This is a genomic window from Affinundibacterium amnicola, from assembly GCF_014284275.1.
Classification (GTDB): Bacteria; Pseudomonadota; Gammaproteobacteria; order Burkholderiales; family Burkholderiaceae_D; genus Undibacterium; species Undibacterium amnicola.
In genome coordinates, this window is record NZ_JACOFU010000001.1 from 116312 (window position 1) to 137847 (window position 21536).

Annotated in this window: 17 protein-coding genes; 11 read left to right on the forward strand and 6 right to left on the reverse strand. The window is 44.3% G+C overall.

The features are described 5' to 3' along the window. Positions 1-174 precede the first annotated feature (174 nt). Genes H8K33_RS00530 through H8K33_RS00545 form a run of 4 tightly spaced genes read right to left on the reverse strand, consistent with a single transcriptional unit; the run spans position 175 to position 4488 of the window. Positions 175-1344: an ABC transporter permease gene (locus H8K33_RS00530; protein ID WP_186889039.1), complete on the reverse strand. Its 1170-nt coding sequence runs from the start codon at positions 1342-1344 to the stop codon at positions 175-177. Then, the gene (locus H8K33_RS00535; protein ID WP_186889040.1) at positions 1341-2498 is read right to left on the reverse strand and encodes an ABC transporter permease; all 1158 of its coding nucleotides are present in this window, start codon (positions 2496-2498) and stop codon (positions 1341-1343) included. The genes H8K33_RS00530 and H8K33_RS00535 overlap by 4 nt, the downstream gene beginning before the upstream one ends. Before the next feature lie 14 nt (positions 2499-2512). Next, positions 2513-3259, reverse strand: a complete 747-nt coding sequence (locus H8K33_RS00540) for an ABC transporter ATP-binding protein (RefSeq protein WP_246443198.1) — start codon at positions 3257-3259, stop codon at positions 2513-2515. Positions 3260-3267: 8 nt separating this feature from the next. Continuing rightward, positions 3268-4488 carry an efflux RND transporter periplasmic adaptor subunit gene (locus tag H8K33_RS00545; protein ID WP_186889041.1) on the reverse strand — a complete coding sequence of 407 codons (1221 nt, stop codon included), beginning with the start codon at positions 4486-4488 and terminating at the stop codon, positions 3268-3270. 669 nt (positions 4489-5157) lie between these two features. Between H8K33_RS00545 and H8K33_RS00550 the strand changes: the two genes are divergently transcribed. Next, positions 5158-9528, forward strand: coding sequence for an Ig-like domain-containing protein (locus H8K33_RS00550; protein WP_186889042.1), 4371 nt, complete (start codon positions 5158-5160; stop codon positions 9526-9528). 168 nt (positions 9529-9696) lie between these two features. On the opposite strand, the gene hslO is transcribed toward H8K33_RS00550, so the two are convergent. Together hslO and H8K33_RS00560 are read right to left on the reverse strand one after the other, a co-directional pair. Further along, positions 9697-10623, reverse strand: a complete 927-nt coding sequence (gene hslO / locus H8K33_RS00555) for an Hsp33 family molecular chaperone HslO (protein ID WP_186889043.1) — start codon at positions 10621-10623, stop codon at positions 9697-9699. A 96-nt stretch (positions 10624-10719) separates the two neighbouring features. After that, positions 10720-11250 carry a gamma carbonic anhydrase family protein gene (locus H8K33_RS00560; RefSeq protein ID WP_186889044.1) on the reverse strand — a complete coding sequence of 177 codons (531 nt, stop codon included), beginning with the start codon at positions 11248-11250 and terminating at the stop codon, positions 10720-10722. A 56-nt stretch (positions 11251-11306) separates the two neighbouring features. Here H8K33_RS00560 and H8K33_RS00565 point away from each other — a divergent pair, with 56 nt between their 5' ends. The 10 genes from H8K33_RS00565 to H8K33_RS00610 all read left to right on the forward strand — a co-directional run bounded on the left by H8K33_RS00565 (position 11307) and on the right by H8K33_RS00610 (position 21458). After that, positions 11307-12158 carry a ferritin-like domain-containing protein gene (locus H8K33_RS00565; protein ID WP_186889045.1) on the forward strand — a complete coding sequence of 284 codons (852 nt, stop codon included), beginning with the start codon at positions 11307-11309 and terminating at the stop codon, positions 12156-12158. 73 nt (positions 12159-12231) lie between these two features. Beyond that, positions 12232-13221: a flagella assembly protein FlgT middle domain-containing protein gene (locus tag H8K33_RS00570; RefSeq protein WP_186889046.1), complete on the forward strand. Its 990-nt coding sequence runs from the start codon at positions 12232-12234 to the stop codon at positions 13219-13221. 143 nt (positions 13222-13364) lie between these two features. After that, entirely contained in the window at positions 13365-14240 is an 876-nt protein-coding gene (locus tag H8K33_RS00575) for an alpha/beta fold hydrolase (RefSeq protein WP_186889047.1), read from the forward strand. A gap of 199 nt (positions 14241-14439) precedes the next feature. Continuing rightward, positions 14440-15042 carry an RNA polymerase sigma factor gene (locus H8K33_RS00580; RefSeq protein ID WP_186889048.1) on the forward strand — a complete coding sequence of 201 codons (603 nt, stop codon included), beginning with the start codon at positions 14440-14442 and terminating at the stop codon, positions 15040-15042. Between the two features lie 67 nt (positions 15043-15109). Continuing rightward, positions 15110-15601, forward strand: a complete 492-nt coding sequence (locus H8K33_RS00585) for a hypothetical protein (RefSeq protein WP_186889049.1) — start codon at positions 15110-15112, stop codon at positions 15599-15601. A gap of 58 nt (positions 15602-15659) precedes the next feature. Then, positions 15660-16865, forward strand: a complete 1206-nt coding sequence (locus tag H8K33_RS00590; protein WP_222613236.1) for a hypothetical protein — start codon at positions 15660-15662, stop codon at positions 16863-16865. 302 nt (positions 16866-17167) lie between these two features. Beyond that, on the forward strand, positions 17168-18142 hold the full coding sequence (locus tag H8K33_RS00595; RefSeq protein WP_186889051.1) for a TlpA family protein disulfide reductase: 975 nt from the start codon (positions 17168-17170) through the stop codon (positions 18140-18142). Continuing rightward, positions 18139-18594 carry a protein-disulfide reductase DsbD domain-containing protein gene (locus H8K33_RS00600; RefSeq protein WP_186889052.1) on the forward strand — a complete coding sequence of 152 codons (456 nt, stop codon included), beginning with the start codon at positions 18139-18141 and terminating at the stop codon, positions 18592-18594. Before H8K33_RS00595 ends, H8K33_RS00600 begins: the two co-directional genes overlap by 4 nt. Then, positions 18591-20012, forward strand: a complete 1422-nt coding sequence (locus tag H8K33_RS00605; protein WP_186889053.1) for a protein-disulfide reductase DsbD family protein — start codon at positions 18591-18593, stop codon at positions 20010-20012. The genes H8K33_RS00600 and H8K33_RS00605 overlap by 4 nt, the downstream gene beginning before the upstream one ends. Positions 20013-20213: 201 nt before the next feature. After that, positions 20214-21458, forward strand: coding sequence for a cystathionine gamma-synthase family protein (locus H8K33_RS00610; protein WP_186889054.1), 1245 nt, complete (start codon positions 20214-20216; stop codon positions 21456-21458). The last annotated feature ends 78 nt before the right edge of the window (positions 21459-21536 follow it).

A 21536-nucleotide genomic window follows, 5' to 3' on the forward strand; every position in this document is an offset into this window, starting at 1 on the left:
TGAAAGTGTCAGCGGTGTTACCTGTGTAGACATAACGCAGCAGATGTGTTTTTGGATGTCACAAAAATTCACAAAATGCTAAAAAATCTGATGTGATCAAATTATAGGAAACGCGAGATGTTAGAAAGGCAGGATTTACGCTTGCTTACAAAAAGATCCAAATGTGCAAAAACGTTATGATGCTCGTAAGCAATCGACAATTTTCATACGCGAGGCGCGCCATGCTGGAATGAAACCACCAATGAAACCCATGCTTAACGAGAACATGATTGTTTGTAAAATAATTTCACTTGTCATTTTGAATTGAAATGCAAGTTCGCTGAATGTTTGAAAATTTGTCGTTGAAATATCGACAGTTTGCATCCAGGATGCCGCGAATAAGCCGATTACGCCGCCAACTAAAGATAGTAATAAGGATTCTGATAGAAAGGCAATTAATACTGCACTTCGTCTAAATCCAAGCGCACGTAATGCACCAATTTCGCCGACCCGCTGAGCAACAGCCGCAAACATTGTGATCATCGCACCAACGATGGCACCGATTGAAAATATCACTGATAAACTTAATCCTAAGATGCGGATAAAGGTCGCGAGTGCTTCACTTTGTTCTGCGTAGAATTGAATTTCAGGCTTGGCATCAATTTGTAATCGAGGATCATTCTTAATCGCCGCTTGTAGATTGTCTGTGGCGGTCAAATCATTGAGGCGAAATACAATCGTTGAATAAGCATTGCGACGAAATGCCGCCATCAGTTGTTCACTATCGCCCCAGATCTCGCTATCGAAACCGGTTTTGCCAGAATCAAAAATGCCAACGACTAGCCAATCTCTTTGTGCGAAGCGCAGTGTTTCTCCCAAGCTGGCACCACGAAAACCTTGTGCAATCGAGCGTCCGGCAACGATTTCGGAACTGCCAGGGCGAAACATCCGACCCTCGATCATTTTTACCTGTGGACGCAATTCCAAACCTAATGCCGAAGTTCCACGCAAAGTGACATTGCTGGGTTTGCCATTGCTACGTTTGGCTAAATTGTTCAGTACAACCGGTTCTTTGCTGATGAGAAGCTTGCCATCTCGATTGGTTGCGATACCCGGTAAACTGGCGATAATTGCTGCCTGGTCGCGTGAGATGCCGCTATTAATTTCGGCTCCAGCGCCTTTGCGTAACACCAACACATTGTCGGGCTGTCCGGTCGCGACTAAGGTGGCGCGTATGCCTTCACTCATCATTAAGACAACGGTGAAGACAAAAATCACCAAGGCCATGCCACCCGCAGTTAACAGCGTGGTAACACGGCGTACCCATAAGTTTCGTGCGACGTAGGAAAATGGAATCGCCTTCATGCGACATGCCTCAGACCATTGACGATATCGATACGGCTCATTTTCCATGCTGGCCAAGCAGCGGCGACGACACCGACAATCAGGCTGGCTAGAATTTGTAATAGCATGGTGGTTTGCGACACCATGAATGTTGGGAAGAGTGTACCAACTGCTTTTGCAAATGCCGCCGCAATCGGTAAGGTGAGCAGCAAGCCAGCACCGCCACCGATTAATGCGATGACCAAGCTTTCACCAAATAAGAGTTTGACGACAAAGCCCGGTGAAAATCCGAGGGCTTTCAAGGTAGCATATTCAGCCAGCCGTTCGCGAGCCGTCATGGTCATCGTATTCGCCATGACGGCCATAATAATAATGATGATGACAAAACTAACCGCATTGACTGCAACCAAGATCGCTTCACTCATTGATACGAAGCCGAGTTGAAAGGCTTTTTCCGTTTCTGTTAAGGTTTCGCCCAAAGAATTCTTAAACAAGGCGTCTATCCTTTCCGAAACGATAGGTGCGTTATCAGGTTCATTAATTCGCACAATATAAACACCAACGTAATCAGCGCCGCGTTTTAAACGTTGTCGATTCGATTCAGCGAGCAATTGCCAATGAAAAAGGAATTGCGATTCATCTGTTTTTGCATCGACGCCATCCCAAATGCCGCGTAGCGTGAAGGTCCAGGTGCCGGGAAAAATCGTACCGCGTAGGGGAATTTGATCGCCGATTTTCCAACCATATTGATCGGCTAATTTACGTCCAACGATGGCACCCTGTCGATCTAAAATGAAGGCTTTTTTCTCTTCGTCTTTTAAAACATATTCTGGATACAGTGCCAAATAACTTGCAGGCTCGACTGCGAATTGTGGAAAAAAATTTCTTTCGGTAATATAAATCCCACCAAACCAGTTGGACCAACTGACACCCGTGACACCGTCGACATTGTGCAGACGCTCGGCATAACTTAAAGGCAGCGGGAAAGTCAGTGAGATAGAATTACGCGTGATTAAACGCACGCTGGACGTGCCATCGACACCAGCATACCAAGCGTCAATAATCGTGCGTAGTAAACCGAAAGCGCAGATCGCCACGATTAAACCGATCATGGTCAATAATGTTCGTAGCTTGTGCCGAAAAGCGTTTTTGAGTAAGAGACGGAAGATGAACATGATGGCGCCGTCGTTCAGACCGCTTGTGCGGGTGTTTCGGCCGCTTCATCTGGTACTAACACACCTTTTTCCAAATGAACTAATCGATGCGCGCGCGATGCTGCTTTGGGGTCATGCGTTACCATGATAATGGTCTTGCCTAGGTGTCGATGTAATTCGTCCAATAAATCCAATACTTCTCCCGCAGTCACTCGATCCAAGTCGCCAGTTGGTTCATCTGCCACGATCAGCGCTGGATCAGTCACGAGTGCGCGCGCAATGGCTACACGCTGTTGCTGACCACCCGATAGTTCATTTGGATAGTGATCCATGCGATCGCTTAAACTGACCATTTCTAAGGCCGCCGTCACATGCGCTTTACGTTGCGAACGCGACAGATTCGTCAATAATAAAGGTAGCTCGACATTTTCAAAGGCATTTAATACGGGCATCAAATTGTAGAATTGAAAAATAAAGCCAACGTTCGCGGCGCGCCAGTCAGCGAGTTCGCCTTCGCTTAAATTGGCAATATTGACGCCCGCAATTTCTATGGTGCCAGCGCTTGGTTTATCGATGCCAGCGATCAGATTTAACAGCGTACTTTTGCCTGAGCCACTTGGGCCCATTAGCGCTAAGAAATCGGCGGTCTCAACATCTAAATTGACACCTTGTAAGACTGGAATATGCTGGCCACCGCGTGTATAAGATTTATCCAAATCGCGAATCCGGATGATCGGTGGTGTGGACGATGCTTGAATGATGGATGACATTGGATCGGTCATTTGTTCACTCATTTATTGGTGATTACAACTTTTTTACCTGCCACTAATTTCGCATCAGGAGACAAGACTAATTTGTCACCCGATTGAAGATTGCCTGTGACCTCTTGATTGTCACCGATCTTTCTGCCCAAAGTGACCGCTAGCATTTCGACCGTATCCGCTTTGACACGAAATGCCACTTTTTTACCATCACGATCGACGACGGTTTTTGGATTGATGGCAGTGACGGCTTGTTGATCGGCGTCCGTTGCCACTTGCGACAGTATGGTCACCTTGGCACTCATTTCCGGCAAGATGCGAGGATCGAGTTTTTCAAAACGTATCTTCGTCATTACCGTTGCCTTGGCACGATCGACGGTCGGTACGATACCTGCAATGCTGCCGCGAAAACGTGTGTCTGGTAAAGCATCTAAAGTAATCTCAACAGGTTGTCCTATCGTGGCTTTTGCCAGATTACTCTCGGAGACATCCGCTTCGACTTCTAAGGTCGTCATGTCAGCCATAGTGACAACTGCACCTTGGCTACCGGCAGCGCTAGAGAAGGGGGTAATGATGTCGCCAACGTTGGCATTTTTGTTGAGCACAACGCCATCAAAAGGTGCGCGGATTTCGGTGAAATCTTGGTTTACTTGTTGTACTCGTAGTTGTGATCTTGCCACCGCCACTGCCGCTTTGGCAGAGCTCATTGCGGCTTTACTTGCATTAACTCGTTTAGTGGCGGCATCCATCGCCTGCGCCGATAAGAATCCTTGCGCCTTCAATCCTTGAGCACGTTGTAAATCCGATTCTGCGTTGACCAATTCGACGTTCGCTTGCGCCACACCTGCTTCAGCTTGACGAATATTCGCCTGCACCGCAGCCATCGCGGCCTGTACATCACTCGCATCAAGTTTTGCAATGATTTCACCTTGCTTAACTTTGCTTCCTTCGCGCACGTTCAGCCATATTAATCGGCCAGTCGCCTTGCTCGCGACAGCCGCACGTCTTTGCGCCACCACATAACCGGACGCACTTAGTTGCGCATACTGTTGCGATGGATAAGTAGTCACAACAGAACTAAGTTGTACTTCTTGTGTACTGGGTTTGAAGAGATAAGCAAGTATTGCAATTGCAATGAGAAGGACAATCAGCCAACGTCCGTAAGAGACAGATTTTTTCTTGCTTGGTGACACTTCACGATTAATTTTCAGTTGACTGAGAACGGTTTTTTGTGATTCGGTATTTATCATTATTGTTCAAACCTGTTTAGATAAAGTCTGATGGAGATTCATCAAATTGATTACTAGCGAGTTCAGGCAAGTTGCCGTTTGTTGTGCATGTCGTTACGTCTCATGCCAATAAAAAGGCCTATATATTAGTATCGTAACTTAAAATTATATGGTGATTTTTTTTGTTTCTTATTTATTCTATTTTTAAAGATTCAGATCAAATAAATGTCTTGCATCGAATTGAGAATCGACGAGAATGAGACAGTGAACTAAGAACATGTCATGCCGTGGCATGCATAGGAATACTTGCCATGTACAATCAAACTGCTTATACAAATAAATTTGTAATTCATATGTATTAAAAAACTAAAATTTTGATAAGCATTTTTTGTGTATTTGAACTCATTTTGCCTTGCTGATTTAAATTGAATTATCTATTTTGCTTAAATGATGACCTTCAATTTCAGATTATTTCGAGGGAAATTATGACTAACCATAGTAAATCGCGGGGGAGCGAAGATGACTTGGAATATAAATTCACGATCAAAAATAAAATCAATGCGGTCGGTCATGGCGATGAGTCTATCCCCACTTTTTCTTCAGACATTTGCATTGATAGTCTTTTTTTTCTGTGCCTACGGCGCAAATGCGCAAACTATTTTGAATCCCGGGGCTACGGTGAACCTTACCATGACCCAAGGTCAGGCCTTTTCTCAAAATTTTGCTGGAACAGGAACGCAAGATAATGTTTACACATTGAACGGATCACTTCCTTCAGGTCTTGGTATATCCACAATTGCACCACCTCCACCAGCAACTTCTAACCATGAAATGTTGCTGTCTGGGACGCCGACAAGTGTGGGAATCTTTAGTTTTAATATTGATGTGAGTGCGACTTTTTTTTCAGTCCCGGTCAACTACACTACAACGATTGTTGTGACAGTATTGCCATCCCCACCAGTTGCGAACACTTATAATCTTGTTGTGCTTCAGAACAGTGCCGCGAATGTGTTTACTCCTGGCATGTCAGGTAGTGTGACTAGTATTTCTCTAGCAACATTTCCAGCGCACGGTAGTGCAACCATTAGTGGCTTATCGATAAGTTATACGCCATTGGCGGGGTATGTTGGAAGTGATACGTTTAGCTATCAAGCAACGGGTCCCGGGGGGACATCTAGTGCAGCAAATATTTCAGTCACGGTGAACCCTCTTCCGCCAGCTGTTGCGTCAAGTAGTGTTGTAGTAAATGCAAATAGTGGTTCAAATACAATTACTCCTAACATTACTGGGACTGCGACGAGTATTAATCTCCTTAGTTCACCAACACACGGTGTGGCCTCGGTAAGTGGCTTAGGACTAGTTTATACACCTTCGCCTGGATATGTTGGGAACGACAGTATGACAATTTCCGTGACCGGACCCGGTGGAACTTCAGCGCCTGCAACAATCGCTGTTACTGTTAATCCACCTCCACCAACTGTAGCATCAAGTAGTGTGACTGTTCCGGCTAACAGTAGCGCAAATAGCATCGTGCCTGTCATATCAGGAGCTGCGACAAACCTGATCGTGGTTAATTCACCTGCACATGGTACGGTTTCTGTTAGCGGATTTGAATTAAGTTACACGCCATCTGCAGGTTATTTCGGCAGTGATAATTTGAAGATCGCTGTGACAGGACCAGGTGGAACATCAAGCACGGCCACGATTTCAATTGTGATCAGTCCGCCACCACCTACAGTTCTTGCAGGCAGTTTTAGTGTCTTTGTTGATAGTGTAAATAATTATATCTTGCCGCTTATAAATGGTACTGCGACTTCGATAAATATTATTACTAGCCCATCTCACGGTGCAGCAAGTGTCAGTGGACTGGGTGTTTCATACACGCCGGTGATGGGTTATATCGGATCAGATACCATGGTTATTACGGCTACTGGTCCTGGTGGGACATCGGCTCCATCGACAATTTCGATTTCGGTTGCTGAGCGACCTCCAATTGCTATTGGGCGAAATGTAGATATCTCTTCGAATAGTAACGCCAATAATATCTCGCCCGTGATCTTAGGTGTTGCCAGTAGCATTAATATCAGGGGGGATGCTACTAATGGGAATGTTTTAGTAAGTGGTCTGACAGTGTTGTATACCCCGCGACCAAATTTTGTAGGTAGTGATAGCGTTACCTTGACGGTTTCAGGTCCGGGAGGCACCTCTAATTCAGTTACTATTTCAATCAATGTAACGAATGTAAGCAATGCTGCCCCCGTCGTTGCAGATATGAACTTGGCTTTTCCTCTGAATAGCAGTGCTAATTTGATTAATCCGTTGGTTTCTGGCGTAGCAACAGGTCTCAGCATTATTAACTCGCCATCACATGGTGTAGTGTCTGTAAATGGGTTTTCTCTGCGTTATACACCGGTGGTTGGATATGTTGGAAACGACACTATTGGTATTGCCGCAATTGGTCCGGGTGGAAGTTCAGCTCTGGCAAATATCACAATATCCGTTACAGCAACGCCACCTGTCGTGGCTGAGTCAAGCTTTACTGTTCCGATGGACAGTGCTGATAATCTCATTCGACCTCAAATTACAGGCACAGCTTCAACTATTAGTATCGTGAATGGCGCACTTCACGGTACAACGACAGTGGATGGTTTAGGTATTCGTTACACGCCGAATAGGAACTATGTCGGTGTTGATGTATTTAGTGTTAACGCTACAGGTCCTGGTGGAACATCGGAATCAGCGGTAGTGTCGATCTCTGTACTATCAACAGTTCCCAAATTAGATCCCATCAGTATTACAGTAGCTAAAGATAGTAGGGAAATTCGGATTTCTCCCATAATCACAGGAAATGCGTCTTCCCTTAATATTATTTCTGGGCCTTCGCATGGATTGATAACGCTCAATGGACTTGAACTTAGATATACCCCGAACGCTGGTTTTAGCGGAACCGATCAGGTAGTAATTAGTGCAACTGGGGCTAATGGAAACTCACCACCTGTTAGCTTGAGTATCACTGTCATTCCTGAGTTTCCAAGCATTCTCCCCATGACTGTTTCCGTACCTAAGAACAGTAGTGCTAACCAAATTAAACCTTCGTTAAGCGGCAATGTTTCAACAGTGTCTGTTGTCACTTCGCCGCTTCACGGTGTGATATCTGTGAACGGTTTAGGTGTTATTTACACTCCCAACACTGGATTTGTTGGTACCGACACCGTCCTTGTCGTTGCTAATGGCGTGAGTGCTTCTTCGTCTCCGGCATTGATTACGATTAATGTGCAAGCAGAACCACCCAAATTAAGCGATGCAACCGCACAAGTTGCTGCAAATAGTATCTCTAATGTGATTGCCCCTAAAATTAATGGAGAAGCGGCGACGCTTCAGATTGTTGACACAGCTAGTCACGGTAATTTGATTGTAAGAGGTCTGGAGCTGTTATATACCCCTGTGTCTGGGTTTGTGGGGACAGATTCTGTCACGGTCAGTGCAAGTGGAAGTTTTGGTACATCTAATCTCGCTAAAATAACAATCACTGTGCAAGCAATTTCAGGTGCAATAAACACTAGCGTGGTTCAGACAAATAGCACTGCTAATATTTTACCTGTACTGAATCTGGAGGGCGCACAAAGCCTGAATATCAGCGCTCAAGCAACGCAAGGTAGCGTCGTCGTTCAAGGCTTGGGGCTAAGTTATACGCCCAGACAAAACTACGTCGGGCCAGACAGTGTTAGTTATTCACTGCTCGGCAGTAATGGCAGTTTTGCTTCTGGCACGATTCAAATTTCCGTGGTTGCTGCTGCACCTGTTTTAAAGAATGCAAATTTAACCGTGGAAACTGGGCGCAGTGGCAGTATCGATCTGGCCAGTTTAATTTCTGGGCCAACTTTTACGGGTGTCAGCATTCGCCTTAATGGTGCACCAGCGCATGGTGTAGCGAGTGTGAATGGCACGCTAGTGACTTACACCTCAACGGTCGGATATGTTGGTACGGATAGTCTGCAATTAACGGCGACTGCGGTTGGCGGTACTTCAAATGTCGCGCAGTTAATGATTACCGTAATCCCACGTCCAGATCCATCGAAAGATCCGGGAGTGTTGGCGATGTTCGCCGCAAATACGGCGGCAGTACGGCACTTTGAACAAACGCAAATCGAACATTTCAATGGACGAATGTTGAGCTTGGCATCGCAATCTGCAGCGGGGAAAACTGCGGGAGAGCAGAAAAATGAACGCGAATGTGGCGCAATTTCATATTGGGTTTCTGGCTTAAATAGCACCGGACGTTATCGCACGGTGAATGGTTTGAAGTACTCTACTTTGGGATTTAGCGCAGGAGGAGATCGTTGCTTCGCTGGTGGTCAGACGCATATTGGTTTCGGTGTTGGGTACGCACGCGATCATAGCGAATCTGAACGCGATTTATCCTTTATGAAGGCGACGGCAAATACCGCGGCAAGTTATTTGACGACACAATTATTGCCATCGATGCGATTCTCATTCATGTTAGGCGTCAATCAAATTCAAGACCGTTTTGCCCGTTTTGAAGATAATGATTTATCTCTGGCTTATGGTGAATGGAAAGGTTCGCAAATGATTAGTTCGGGTGCGATCAGCAGCGATCTTAGTTTCGGTAAAATCATTCTCGTTCCCTATGTGCGTCTTGATATGGCGAAATTGAAGTTAGATCCTTTTTCTGAATCGGGCGATGGTGACTATCTGTTGCATTACCATAAGCAGACCATGTTGAGTCAACGCAGTACCTTAGGATTTAATAGCGAGATGAAAGTGGCGACTTCATGGGGCGAATTGATTCCACGTTTAAAAGTTGAATTGCAACGTGATTTTGCTCGTCGTGATAGTTTGAAGATCAATTATATTGATGAGCCTGATGCAGTTTACTTAGTGCCAAATAATGATCTAGACAGACGAATGATTTTGATTTCTTTAGGCGCCGATATGATGTGGAAAAATGGCATGGTGACGATCATTAATTTCACGCATTCCAATGCCAATGCCGGCAACAAAGCAAATCGTCTCAATCTGCGATTCTCATATCAATATTAATCACATCTGAATACGCGAATTGGCATTCAGTGATGTGGAATTCGCCTTGCTATTATCGCTTAGGGTAGTGAGGTCTTGATCGATTTAAAAGTATGCAGTGCGCGCAAAAAAAGTAGTTAGCGACCAACACTGCATACATTTTATAAGTTCATGAAAACCAATGAATAATTAATGCTTGTGAATATTGGGTGCGATGACGCCATCAACGATGCTAGTGGTGATAAATAATTGCGCGCAATCGACTTGATCAAAGCTGTAGTGTTTGCCGCAGAAGTCGCAGTTGATATCGAGTTGATTTAATTCTGCAACCGCAGTGCTGACTTCTTCTTGCCCTAGCATCTTTAACATATCACCGACTTTTTCGCGTGTGCAATTGCAATGAAATTGTGGATGCATAGGCTCGAACACGCGCAAGCTTTCTTCCCAAAATAAGCGATTCATTAGGGTTTCAATATCGGTGCTCAGTAATTCCTCTTGTTTTAAGGTGCTGCCCAAAATTACCGCACGATTCCATGCTTCTGTTTCATCTTCAACGCTCGATTCGGTGCCACCAATTTTAGGTAATTTTTGTAATAATAGACCACGTGCAACTTGATCATCTGCAGCTAGCCAAAGCTTGGTGTCGAGCTGTTCTGAACGCATCATATAATTTTCTATGATGGTAGAAATCGAATCGCCATCGAGCGGCACAATTCCTTGATAGGCTTGTTGTCCAGGCATTTTGTCATTGGGATCTAAAGTAATCACAAAGCGGCCTTGTCCGCGACTGTGTACTAATTCGCTCAATGTCGCATCATCAGTAATCACTGCATCTGCGGCAAGTTTCGCGGTTGCGCGTAAACGTAATTCTGAGTCGCATTCGACCACGAGTAATTTGATCGGTCCATCACCATGTATTTGCATCACCATAGTGCCATTGAATTTCAGATTGGCACTAAGCAAAGATGCCGCTGCCAAAAGCTCGCCCAGAATGGCTTTGACGGGTTGTGGATAATGTTGATGCGACAAAATTTCTTGCCAGGTATTTGGTAGCTCCACCAATTCGCCACGTACGCCAGCGTGTTCGAACATAAATTTTTGCAGATTATCTTTCACGGTATTTCCTAGAGTTGATTCAATATTTGTTGTGAGTTTTTTTGTTGGTTCTTTGCTGGATTGATTGTTAGCTTGGTAGATCGAATATCCATTGAACTATTCGATATCAATGCGTTTCAATTGTGTTTTAAATTCTTGTGCGCGACGTACATAGTTTTGTGTATTAGCGTGCATTTTTGCAATTGCCGCATCATCTAGTGTGCGTATCACCTTGGCAGGCGAGCCCACGATTAAAGAATTATCTGGAAATTCTTTACCTTCGGTGACCAATGCTCCTGCGCCAACCAGGCAGTTTCTGCCAATTTTTGCGCCATTCAAAATCACTGCTTGTATACCAATCAAACTTCCTTCACCAATCGTACAGCCATGCAGCATCGCTTGATGTCCGACAGTCACATTCTTTTCGATGGTAAGTGGAAATCCTGGATCCGTATGTAATATGCAAGATTCCTGTAAGTTGCTATTTTCGCCAATGTGGATGCGTTCATTGTCACCACGTATTACCGTACCAAACCAGACACTCGCATTTGCTTCTATCGTCACTTTGCCAATCACCTGTGCACTGTCGGTGATGTATGCATTTGCATCAATTTCAGGGGAAATGTCAGCTAACTGATAAATGGCCATGATTCTTCCGTAAAATAGAGGGATTCAAAATTAAACGACATTTTACCGCCCATCGCATGAATTCACCGACTCTTGAAGCATTTTCTGATTCAACTTTAACAAGTACACCGCCACATGAATTACGTGCGCTCAGCTTATTTTGGCTTGCTGAGCCTGATGCTCGCTTGAAAGCAAAGGGCGTTACCGAGATGCGACAAGCCTACTTGGATCGCCAATTGTCGTTAGATACGCATGCTGTTTTGACTTCCCCGGATCAAATTCCGGGCAGACCAGCGCGACCCGAGTTGGTGGCACCGCTAGAAGTGAAACGACGGGCAATGAACACAGTAGAAGGGCGTGCAAGTTTGATTCACGCACTCGCACACATTGAATTTAACGCGATCAATTTGGCGTTAGACGCGGTGTGGCGTTTTCCGGATATGCCGGAAGCCTATTATCTTGATTGGCTACAAGTTGCCCAAGAAGAGGCTTATCACTTTGGTTTGTTAGCCGATCACTTAGTGACAATGGGCTATCAATATGGTGATTTTTCTGCGCATAATAGTTTGTGGGAACTCGCTGAAAAAACGCAAGAAGATGTCTTGGCACGAATGGCTTTAGTACCGAGAACGATGGAGGCGCGCGGTCTTGATGCGACTCCGGCGCTACGAGCTAAGTTAGCGCAAGCGAAAGATCAGGCGGCAGCAGAAATTCTCGATATTATTTTACGTGATGAGATCGGTCACGTAGCGATTGGCAATCGTTGGTTTGGCTTTCTTTGTGAACAGCGTCAACTTGAACCCATTACCTGTTTCGCTGAGTTGGCGGTGAAATTTAGAGCGCCTACTTTACGTGCACCATTTAATGTAGTTGCTCGTCTCGCTGCGGGTTTCACAGCTGAAGAATTACAGGCAATGAAAATTGCATAAAGTGTGTAAGAGTGCTTAATAGTTCTTAAGAGTGCATAAGACGCGTAGAGAAATCAAATAAAGGAATCAGCTTATGTGGAGTCGTTCTCAATCAGTAAAAGACCAAACTGGTGCTGTGTCATCTGCATTTAGTCGAGGAATGTTGTCGTTGGCTTTGCTGCTAATTTTTTCTTTATCGCTATCGGCCTGCAGTTTATTTGCAAAACCGAAACCAGCGCCAGTGGTTGAGCACAGGGTGTTGAAGAAGAAAATTGTCATGACGGGATTTGCCGTCAAAGTACCTTTGCAGGTGCAAGATTTAGACGATGTTGCACAAGGTATTCCGCGCGAAATGTTAAGTCGGCTCGAACGCTCGGGCAATTTTTTAACACGTCAGTCAAAGGATTTATTGTCTTTTGATATTAAGCAAGACAGCCCATCGACTAAATTAGTAAAACAAGTTGCAGCGGACAATGATGCACAGTTTGTGGTCGCGGGTGAGGTTCGAAACGCCGGGATACGAAGCGATAAAAAATTCTTAGGTATGTGGGAGACGCGTAGTCGTCACATCGAAATTGAATTCGCGATTTATGACGGGATGACAGGCGCGTTCTTAAGCCGTCATCATTTATATCGCCCTGCAGAAGATGAAGGTAAAGTTGGACGTGATAAGCCATTTGGTAGCGTCGCCTTTTATGCGACCAACTTTGGCAAAGCAATTGATGCGGTGCTCGAAGAATCTGTTGCTTGGATTAGAAAAGACTTAGCCGCATTTCCCATGATGTCGAGAATTATTCAAGTAAATGGAAATCAGATTATGCTCGATGCTGGTGTGAACTCTAGTTTGATTGTCGGTGATGTGGGCTTAGTGGTCTCTGAATATGATCAATTGCCTGCGATGGGATTGACAGCATTGCAGGCACGTCCAAGTTACTACGGAGCTCCGCAAGCGAGCATGGGCAAGGTACAACTGAATCAAACGCAATTACAGTTTGCCATGGGCGAGGTAGAAGATAATGCTCAAGCTAAAGCCGTGAAAGTGAAAGTGGGTGACTTTGTCCGGTTCGATGCCGCTAAGCCATGATGTGATCACTTAACTATTTTTTCTGAAATGAAAGCCTTGCGAAGAAAATTCTTCCAAGGCTTTTTTTGTGTGACGCAGCATTTTCATCATGATGGGTTATAATAATCGAACGGTCGTACTATTTTTGTTTAAAGGTTAATAATATGAATGCCAGCCGCTCTGAATTTGTTGCCCTGCGTGGATTGAATATGCACATTCGTCACTGGGGCAACCCAGAAGCGCCCAAGCTATTTATGGTACATGGCTGGATGGATGTGGCGGCCTCATTTCAATTTGTGGTTGATTGTTTAGCGCAAGATTGGCATGTCATTGCGCCCGACTGGCGCGGCTTTGGCCTAACTGAATATCCCAAAGTAGAAAGTTACTGGTTCCCAGATTATGTTGCTGATTTAGATGCAATCTTGCAGCACTATTCACCTGAGCAAACGGTGAATCTCTTGGGGCATAGCATGGGCGGTAATATTGCGATGTTGTACGCGGGAGTTCGTCCAGAACGCATCGCAAAATTAATTAATCTCGAAGGCTTTGGCATGCCGATGACGCAAGCCAAACAGGCGCCAGGCCGTTATCGTAAATGGTTAGATGAACTGCGTGAAGTTCCAAGCCTACGTACTTACGCGAATGCACTGGAAGTTGCCGCCAGATTGCAAAAGACGAATCCACGTCTGTCTGATGAAAGAGCGAGTTTTTTAGCACAGCATTGGGCTAAAGAAAATGCGCAGGGACAGTGGGAATTACTGGCAGATCCGGCGCATAAAAATTCGAGTCCCTTGCTTTATCACGTCGATGAAGTCTTAGAATGCTGGCAAAACATTGCCGCTCCCGTGTTATGGGTTGAGGCAAATGACACTGATATTTGGCGCATGATTGGCTCCAAGGAAGAAGCAAGGATCGAGATTGACCGACGTATGCAGTTCATTCCTCAATTGCAAACCAAGATTGTGATGAATGCCGGACATATGCTGCATCATGATCAACCGGAAGTGTTAGCGCAAATGATAGAAGAATTTTTGCGCTAATTTGCTTGGATAATCAGAAAACCTGCAAAGCTTTATAGATTTGCAGGTTTTTTTTTGTCCTCATTTTCGTCGAATCTATCGATGTAGCGTAAATAAAGAGCGGCAAACAAAAATAATACAGATAATTGTTGGAACTTTTCTTTATCTCAAACGGAATAGTAGTATGAACGCAGCTTAACCAACACAATATGAATGACGAATGGGCGACTTGTTACCGGATATTGAATTGATTCGACAAATGCGCAATGGCGATCAGTCCGCCTTTGTGACTTTGTATCGTCGCCACCATCCGGCTTTATTTCGCTACGCGGTGTTGCGTTGTGGCTCAACCCAAGCTGCTGCGGATGTCGTGCAAGAAGTGTTTATGGGGCTGATGGCAGATCAATATCACTATGATGCGTTGAAGGGCAATTTATTGTATTTTTTATTTGGTGTAGCACGAAATGTGGCGATGAAGTTTGATGAAACAACGCAGCACCGCTTCAATAATCAGTTACCGGGTTCGTCTTTTTCAGAACATGAATCAGATGAAATGGATACGCCGGTAGAAGTGGCAAGTGAAGAATTAAATCCATTAGAACGATTATTGCATCACCAAATGGCAGAAGATTTGCGAGCTGCGATTGCTTGCCTTTCACCGCATTATCGCGATGTGCTGATTCTGTTTGAGCTGCAAGAGTTGTCTTATTTGGACATTGCCGATATTTGTCAGATCAACGTAGGCACCGTTCGTTCGCGTTTATCTAGGGCGCGTCAAGCTTTAGCAGATCGTTTGCAAAGCTATCGATGTGAAGCTGCTTAATGCAAGCATGCTTCTGGATAAAAAATGCAGTGTGGAATAGATCAATCGACAGTATGAAAGAAATTGTATGTTAGATGGTGATCAAGTGAATGCGCAATTAAGGCCAGCATTTGCAGCGCTCAAGCAGGAAATGCGTGATTTTCATGCGCCTGCGGGTGTCGAGGCAAATTTGCTTGTGGCTTTTAAGAAGCAACATCCACCGCAGGCATGGTGGCGTAAATGGTTTGCTGAACCTTGGCAGTGGAGTGGTGTGTTAGTGATGAGTTTGTTGGTGGCATTGATGGTACTGAATAAACCTATGTTACTCAATACAGAGGCCGGCTCGCTTACACAAGCTGATTATTTATATGAAGATATTCCGTTCATCGCTTTGGAGAGCGGAGAAAATATCTTGAAGCAAGACAGCATGCGTATTGTACGTGCCGATGTCCCGCATACGATGTTGGCCTCACTTGGTGTCCCGGTGAATCCACAAACAGCCGGGGAAACATCAAGGGCAGAAATGCTTGTTGGTGAGAACGATGAATATTTAGCGGTACGGTTTATTCCTGGCGAGTAAACATTTGCCGTTGACAAGGGTACCTAGCCAAGTGTTCAGATTAATAATGAAGGAGAGAATGATGCTTAAATTGATGAAAACGAAGAAACCATTGCTCGCAGTTATATTGTCAGCGTTGTTTTTTACTGCACCAGTCTATGCGACGAAGTTGAATGTCACTGTGCCAGAGAAAGTATTTGCTTTTGAGTTTCAACTAGCAGATACAGAGACGCCGCAATCGGACAAAGTTGCCGCAAAAGATGCTGATAAAAAGCAGGGAATCATTCGGAGTGAGGTATTTGTCAAACATGCCCCCAGAGGTGAATTGTTAAGCCATGCACAGGGCTTTCGCATGGCTGAGAAAATCATCAAAAATGCGCCATATAGTGCAGAGGTGATTACAGAAAATCAGCAAAAACTAGCAGATGGCAATGTTATCGCTAACAAAGTTTCTATGTTGACTTATCGTGACTCGCAAGGTCGTACCAGAGAGGAAATTCGTGATCCTAAAGGGGAGATACGAACAATTATTATTAATGATCCAGAATCTGGTCGAATCGTCCTAAATCCAAAAACGAAAACTGCGCTCAAGATGATGCCGATAGTGTCAATGAAAGCTGGCAAACCGGCTCTCAATATCGTCACCGAGAACATTACTAAGGCCGCTGATGGCAAAGAAATTATCGAACTCAAACTCGCAGGCGAAGGTGATAAGCAAGGTGAACGTCACGTAGTCGTTCGTCGTGCCGTGAAATCGGCCGATGGTAAGGTGATTTCGGGTGATATGGAAAGAAACATGACCATCGATGTACGTGGGCCAGAATCTGGTCGAGGTATGGAAATGCATGGCGGTAGTGCAGTGTTTGATGCAAGCTTCTCACGTATTTTTAGCGATGCAAAATGGTCAGCCAAACGTCAGACCAAGACTTTGGGAAGCCGTGATTTCGATGGAGTAAAGGCCGATGGCAAAGTGTTGAGTTACGAAATTCCTGCCGGTGAAATTGGTAACGTCAACCCTATCGTCGTCAGCGACGAAAGTTGGACTTCGCCCGAATTGCAAATCACCGTGTATTCCAAACATAGTGACCCACGTTCCGGTGAGCGCATTTATCGTCTGACTAATCTAAAGCGCGATGAGGTTCCTGCCAGCATGTTCACCGTGCCTAGTGACTATAAATTGAGCGATTTGAGTAAAGAGATGGGAAAGGTGATGAAGTTTGATTGGAGTGACAAAACTGATAAAGCACAAAAAAATGAGAAAGAAATCAAAGTAGAAAAGAAGTAATTGACATCAATTCAAATTCATTGAGTCCGTTAGGATTATGTGAATGTGAGTTTTAAAGAAGCTCAAAATTTAGTAATGATCAATAAGATTTTTGCCTAGCCAAGGTGATAGCGAATCGATTCTTAGAACCGATTCGCCTTTTTTTTACCCGTTGAGTGATGATATTTAAAAGACTAAGAGATAATTTTTTCTAAGTAGACTCAATTAGTTATTATCTTGATATACTCAATGCAAAGAAACTTGGTCTGAAATAAGCTAGTTAAACACCCTAATTTTATTTAATAATTCGAAAGAAAAATACTATGAAGAATTTGTGGAGACTGATTGTGCCGTTGGTAATCGTTTGTTTTGCTTATCAACATGAGGTGCTCGCCCAAGAACAAATGATGCAGGCAAAGTCGCTTGCGCCAGTTACGTACAAAATTATTGTTAGCCAAGAACAATTTGAAGAAGCGAAAAAAACAGATGTGAACTTCAAAAGCTCCGATTTTATCCTTGGTGATTTGCAGGTTACTTCGCAGTTAACTTCCATCGAAATTGCAGAGAGATTGAAATCTGATGCAAAAAAGAAAGCAGCCATCGTCAAAGCTGATGTAGCAAAAATTGATGCAGCAATAGTTGAAATGCCTAAAGTAAAGGCACCAGAAATTAAAATCTATAAATTGGTAGTTGATGAGGCGAGATTTAATCAAGTAAAAAAAGATAAGAAACCATTTAGTTTTTCAAAAGTGATCATGGGTGATGATGTGCAATATGTCGAAACAAGCGCCGAAGAAAAGAAAGCATTTTCGGCTCTTGAATTTTTGCGAAAAAAAATTAAAGTAGGTGACACTTTTCCAGCATTTAAGCTCACAACAGTCGATGGTAAAAACATGACTGAGAGCGTGTTTCAAGGCAAGCTCACCTTGCTCAATTTTTATTTTGATAAATGTGAGCCATGCATCAAAGAAACTCCAGAGCTTAATCGCTTTGCGCAGAATTATCCTGAGGTACAAACAATCGCGATCACCTTTGACAGTACCAAGCAAGCGCAAGACTATGTCGCGCAACATCAGTTTGCCTGGCCAATTCTGGTTGAAGGCGATAAGTTAATCCGTACCGATATTGGTTTATCTAGCTATCCCTCATTTGCCTTGGTGGATGGGCAGGGTAAGGTGTTAGGCTTGGATAGCAGTATCGAGATAGGAATTAATGATCACAAGGCAGAAGCTGCCTTAGTCGCATGGATCGCTAAATTAACCGATGGAAAATCAGCCGTTCAGAAAGCTGCGCCGTGAGATACTTATTGAGCACCTTGTTGTTGGCGCTGGTTTGTGCCAACTCTTCTTTCGCACAAAGTTCATTGCTCAGCCCGGTAGATTGGTCAGCAAAAATAGTATCGCTTAAGGGCACACCCACCGTACAAATTACGGCTAAGTTGCAAGCAGGCTGGCATATTTTTTCGCAGTATCAGTCCAACGCCGGGCCAACAGCCACAAGCATTCAATTTGTGAATTCTGCGGCTTATCAATTGCTGGGAAAAACATCGGAACCAGTAAGTATTACTTATTACGAGAAACTCTTTAAGACCGATGTGAAGTATTTCGAGAATGAAGTCCAGTTTCAACAAAAAATACGCTGGACAAAAAAGCCAACACAAATCAAAGCCAAAATTGAATTCATGGCATGTCGTGATAAAGAATGCTTGCCTCCTGATGAAATCGAATTGGATATTTCGCCAAACGTATGAGTCTTCTCGTTCTCTTTTTTGAGTGTTTTGTACTTGGCTGCATCGCGTTTACCTTGCCATGTATTTTTCCACTTGCACCGCTTACCATTAGTCATTTCACGCAAAGAAGTGAGAAGGGGGAGTCGCTATTGCCTAGTGCTTTGGCGTATGCCTTGTCCATCGTGTTGATTTATGTCGGTGTAGGTTTGGTCGTGACGCTGATGTTTGGAGCTGGAGCTTTAAACGAGCTTGCAAGCGACGGTATCTTTAATGTTTTTTTGTTTTTTATGTTGGTTTTTTTTGGTGCTGCTTTATTGGGATTATTTGACTTAAATTTACCAAGTCGTTGGGTTAATCGTATCGCAGAAAAGTCTCATGGTAAGGGCGTTCTGAGTCTGTTTTTTATGGCTGCTACCTTGGCAGTCGTATCGTTTTCTTGCACCGGTCCTTTAATTGGGGGCATATTGGTGACAGTTGGCGGTGTAGATAGTATGCAAAACTATTTGACACCAATTATCGGGATGCTTGGATTTTCTACTGCTTTGGCAGGCATCTTTTTTATCTTCGCCTTGTTTCCCAAAACATTACAGCACTTGCCTAAGTCAGGTGCATGGCTTAATTCAATCAAGGTCAGTCTAGGTTTTATAGAATTGGGCTTGGCATTCAAATTTCTGTCGACAGCTGATTTGGCCTATCACTGGAATATCCTGTCTCGCGAACTTTTCATAGGAATCTGGATACTATTGAGTGTTCTGATGGGATTGAATTTGTGGGGAAAGTTTCGAATGCCACATGATAGTGTGTTAGTACATATTGGCCGCATGCGTGCTGGTGCTGTTATGTTGTGCTTTGCGTTTTCTCTCTATCTTGTCAATGGTTTTTTTGGAAATCCTTTACATCCTTTGAGCGGTTTGTTGCCGCCGAAAATATCAGTTGAATTGGCGCAGAAAACTATAGGCAATGCTCCCAGAAAGTACAGTGAATTTTTCCACATGCCACATCACATCGAAGGTTTTTTTGATTACGAGGAAGCTAAATTTTATGCAAAGCAGGTGAACAAGCCTATGCTTTTAGATTTTACTGGGCACGGTTGTGTCAATTGTAGAAAGATGGAAGCTGAGGTTTGGTCAGATCCTGCGGTGCTCACTGTGTTGAAGGATAACTATGTCGTGGTTTCACTTTACACCGACGACAAAACAGCACTGCCTGAGCATGAGCAATTTGATTCTGCGATTCTGAAAACGCGGGTCACGACCATCGGAAAGAAGTTTAAGCATTTACAGGCAAGTCGCTTCGCTAGCATTTCTCAGCCATATTATGTCTTGCAATCAGCCGATGAAAAAATGTTAGTAACACCGCCAATTGGGGTCGAATTAGATGCGCAAAAATACTTAGCCTATTTGCAGCAGGGTCTTGCAAGTTTTAACAAACCTAATTGAAACCTAGGTTAGGATCATCTTAGGCTTAATGTATCAATAGCCGAAACATCAAGCGAACCGACCTTATAAATCGGTTCGCTTTTTTATTTCTCTATTAATAGAACCAAGTAAGACGTGTTTCTGTCTATGTAGCTTAATCAGAGCCCAATGTGAATCTGGGTTAAACTCTTAACTTTGATAAACCATTTATTTATTTTTATCATGAGCTCAACCAAGCCTTACGGATTTACCACAACCATCTTGCACAACGACCGTCAAAAAGAGATAGAACACGGTTCGCCACATAAACCTATTCACACTTCCGTCACATACGGCTACAAAAATGCCAGAGAGTTGGCGGATGTGTTTCAAGGCAAGCAAGCGGGTTATCGCTATGGTCGCCAAGGCAATCCCACCGTATCTGCTTTAGAAGATAAGATCACCAAAATGGAAGATGGTAGTGCGAGTTTATGCTTCGCAACTGGCATGGCTGCTATTGGTGCGGTGTTTCAAGGTTTGTTGCGTCAGGGTGATCACATCATTTCTTCGCGTTTCTTGTTTGGTAATACCAATAGTGTTTGGCAAACTTGTGCTGAGCAAGGTATTACGCTTTCCTTAGTGGATGCGACCAAGGTCGAAGAGATTGAAGCAGCGATCACACCCGCGACCCGCATGGTGTTTGTAGAAACGATTGCTAATCCACGTACACAAATTGCCGATCTCAAACGCATTGGTGAACTGTGCCAGCAACGCGGCATTTTGTATGTGGTTGATAACACCATGACCTCGCCTTATTTATTCCGCCCGAAAGCAGTGGGCGCGGGCTTGGTGGTGAATTCCTTGACGAAATCCATCGCCGGTCATGGCAATGTCTTAGGTGGCGCTTTGACCGATACCGGCTTGTTTGATTGGGCTAGTTATCCGCATATCGCGCCCAATTTCCGTAAATTAGCGTCGGCGCAACAAGGCATCGCCCACCTTCGTGCCAAGGCCCTACGCGATTTTGGTGCATCAATTTCACCAGAGGCAGCGCATCAAGTTGCGGTCGGTGCCGAAACACTGGCGCTACGCATGCAGCGTGAAAGTGATAATGCTTTGGCATTGGCGCGTTTGTTGGAAGCGGATCCACGTGTGGCGGTGGTGCATTATCCCGGCTTAGAATCACATCCTCAACACGCATTGGCGACGGAGTTGTTCCGTGCTTATGGTGCTTTGTTAAGTTTTGAGTTGAAACCGGAAATCGATTGCTTCGATTATTTGAATCACTTGAAACTAGCGATTAACGCCACACATCTGGGAGATACGCGCACTTTGGTGATTCCTGTAGCGCATACGATTTTCTTCGAGATGGGACCGGAGCGCCGTGCCGAAATGGGTATTGTTGATTCCTTGATTCGTGTCTCTGTGGGGATCGAGGATACCGAAGATTTGTTGCAAGATTTTGCCAACGCGCTGAATCAATATTAATTGCTGTCACGCTGCTTCAGTCATTCGTAGCGCATATGCTCCATAGTATGCGCTGCCTTTGATTGAGATGTTCAATTC

What these genes read in the sequence shown, in the direction of transcription:
- H8K33_RS00530 (WP_186889039.1), bottom strand. Translation starts at nt 1,344, where the DNA reads ATGAAGGCGATTCCATTTTCCTACGTCGCACGAAACTTATGGGTACGC.
- H8K33_RS00535 (WP_186889040.1), bottom strand. Translation starts at nt 2,498, where the DNA reads ATGTTCATCTTCCGTCTCTTACTCAAAAACGCTTTTCGGCACAAGCTA.
- H8K33_RS00540 (WP_246443198.1), bottom strand. Translation starts at nt 3,259, where the DNA reads ATGACCGATCCAATGTCATCCATCATTCAAGCATCGTCCACACCACCG.
- H8K33_RS00545 (WP_186889041.1), bottom strand. Translation starts at nt 4,488, where the DNA reads ATGATAAATACCGAATCACAAAAAACCGTTCTCAGTCAACTGAAAATT.
- H8K33_RS00550 (WP_186889042.1), top strand. Translation starts at nt 5,158, where the DNA reads ATGACCCAAGGTCAGGCCTTTTCTCAAAATTTTGCTGGAACAGGAACG.
- H8K33_RS00560 (WP_186889044.1), bottom strand. Translation starts at nt 11,250, where the DNA reads ATGGCCATTTATCAGTTAGCTGACATTTCCCCTGAAATTGATGCAAAT.
- H8K33_RS00565 (WP_186889045.1), top strand. Translation starts at nt 11,307, where the DNA reads ATGAATTCACCGACTCTTGAAGCATTTTCTGATTCAACTTTAACAAGT.
- H8K33_RS00570 (WP_186889046.1), top strand. Translation starts at nt 12,232, where the DNA reads ATGTGGAGTCGTTCTCAATCAGTAAAAGACCAAACTGGTGCTGTGTCA.
- H8K33_RS00575 (WP_186889047.1), top strand. Translation starts at nt 13,365, where the DNA reads ATGAATGCCAGCCGCTCTGAATTTGTTGCCCTGCGTGGATTGAATATG.
- H8K33_RS00580 (WP_186889048.1), top strand. Translation starts at nt 14,440, where the DNA reads ATGGGCGACTTGTTACCGGATATTGAATTGATTCGACAAATGCGCAAT.
- H8K33_RS00585 (WP_186889049.1), top strand. Translation starts at nt 15,110, where the DNA reads ATGTTAGATGGTGATCAAGTGAATGCGCAATTAAGGCCAGCATTTGCA.
- H8K33_RS00590 (WP_222613236.1), top strand. Translation starts at nt 15,660, where the DNA reads ATGATGCTTAAATTGATGAAAACGAAGAAACCATTGCTCGCAGTTATA.
- H8K33_RS00595 (WP_186889051.1), top strand. Translation starts at nt 17,168, where the DNA reads ATGAAGAATTTGTGGAGACTGATTGTGCCGTTGGTAATCGTTTGTTTT.
- H8K33_RS00605 (WP_186889053.1), top strand. Translation starts at nt 18,591, where the DNA reads ATGAGTCTTCTCGTTCTCTTTTTTGAGTGTTTTGTACTTGGCTGCATC.
- H8K33_RS00610 (WP_186889054.1), top strand. Translation starts at nt 20,214, where the DNA reads ATGAGCTCAACCAAGCCTTACGGATTTACCACAACCATCTTGCACAAC.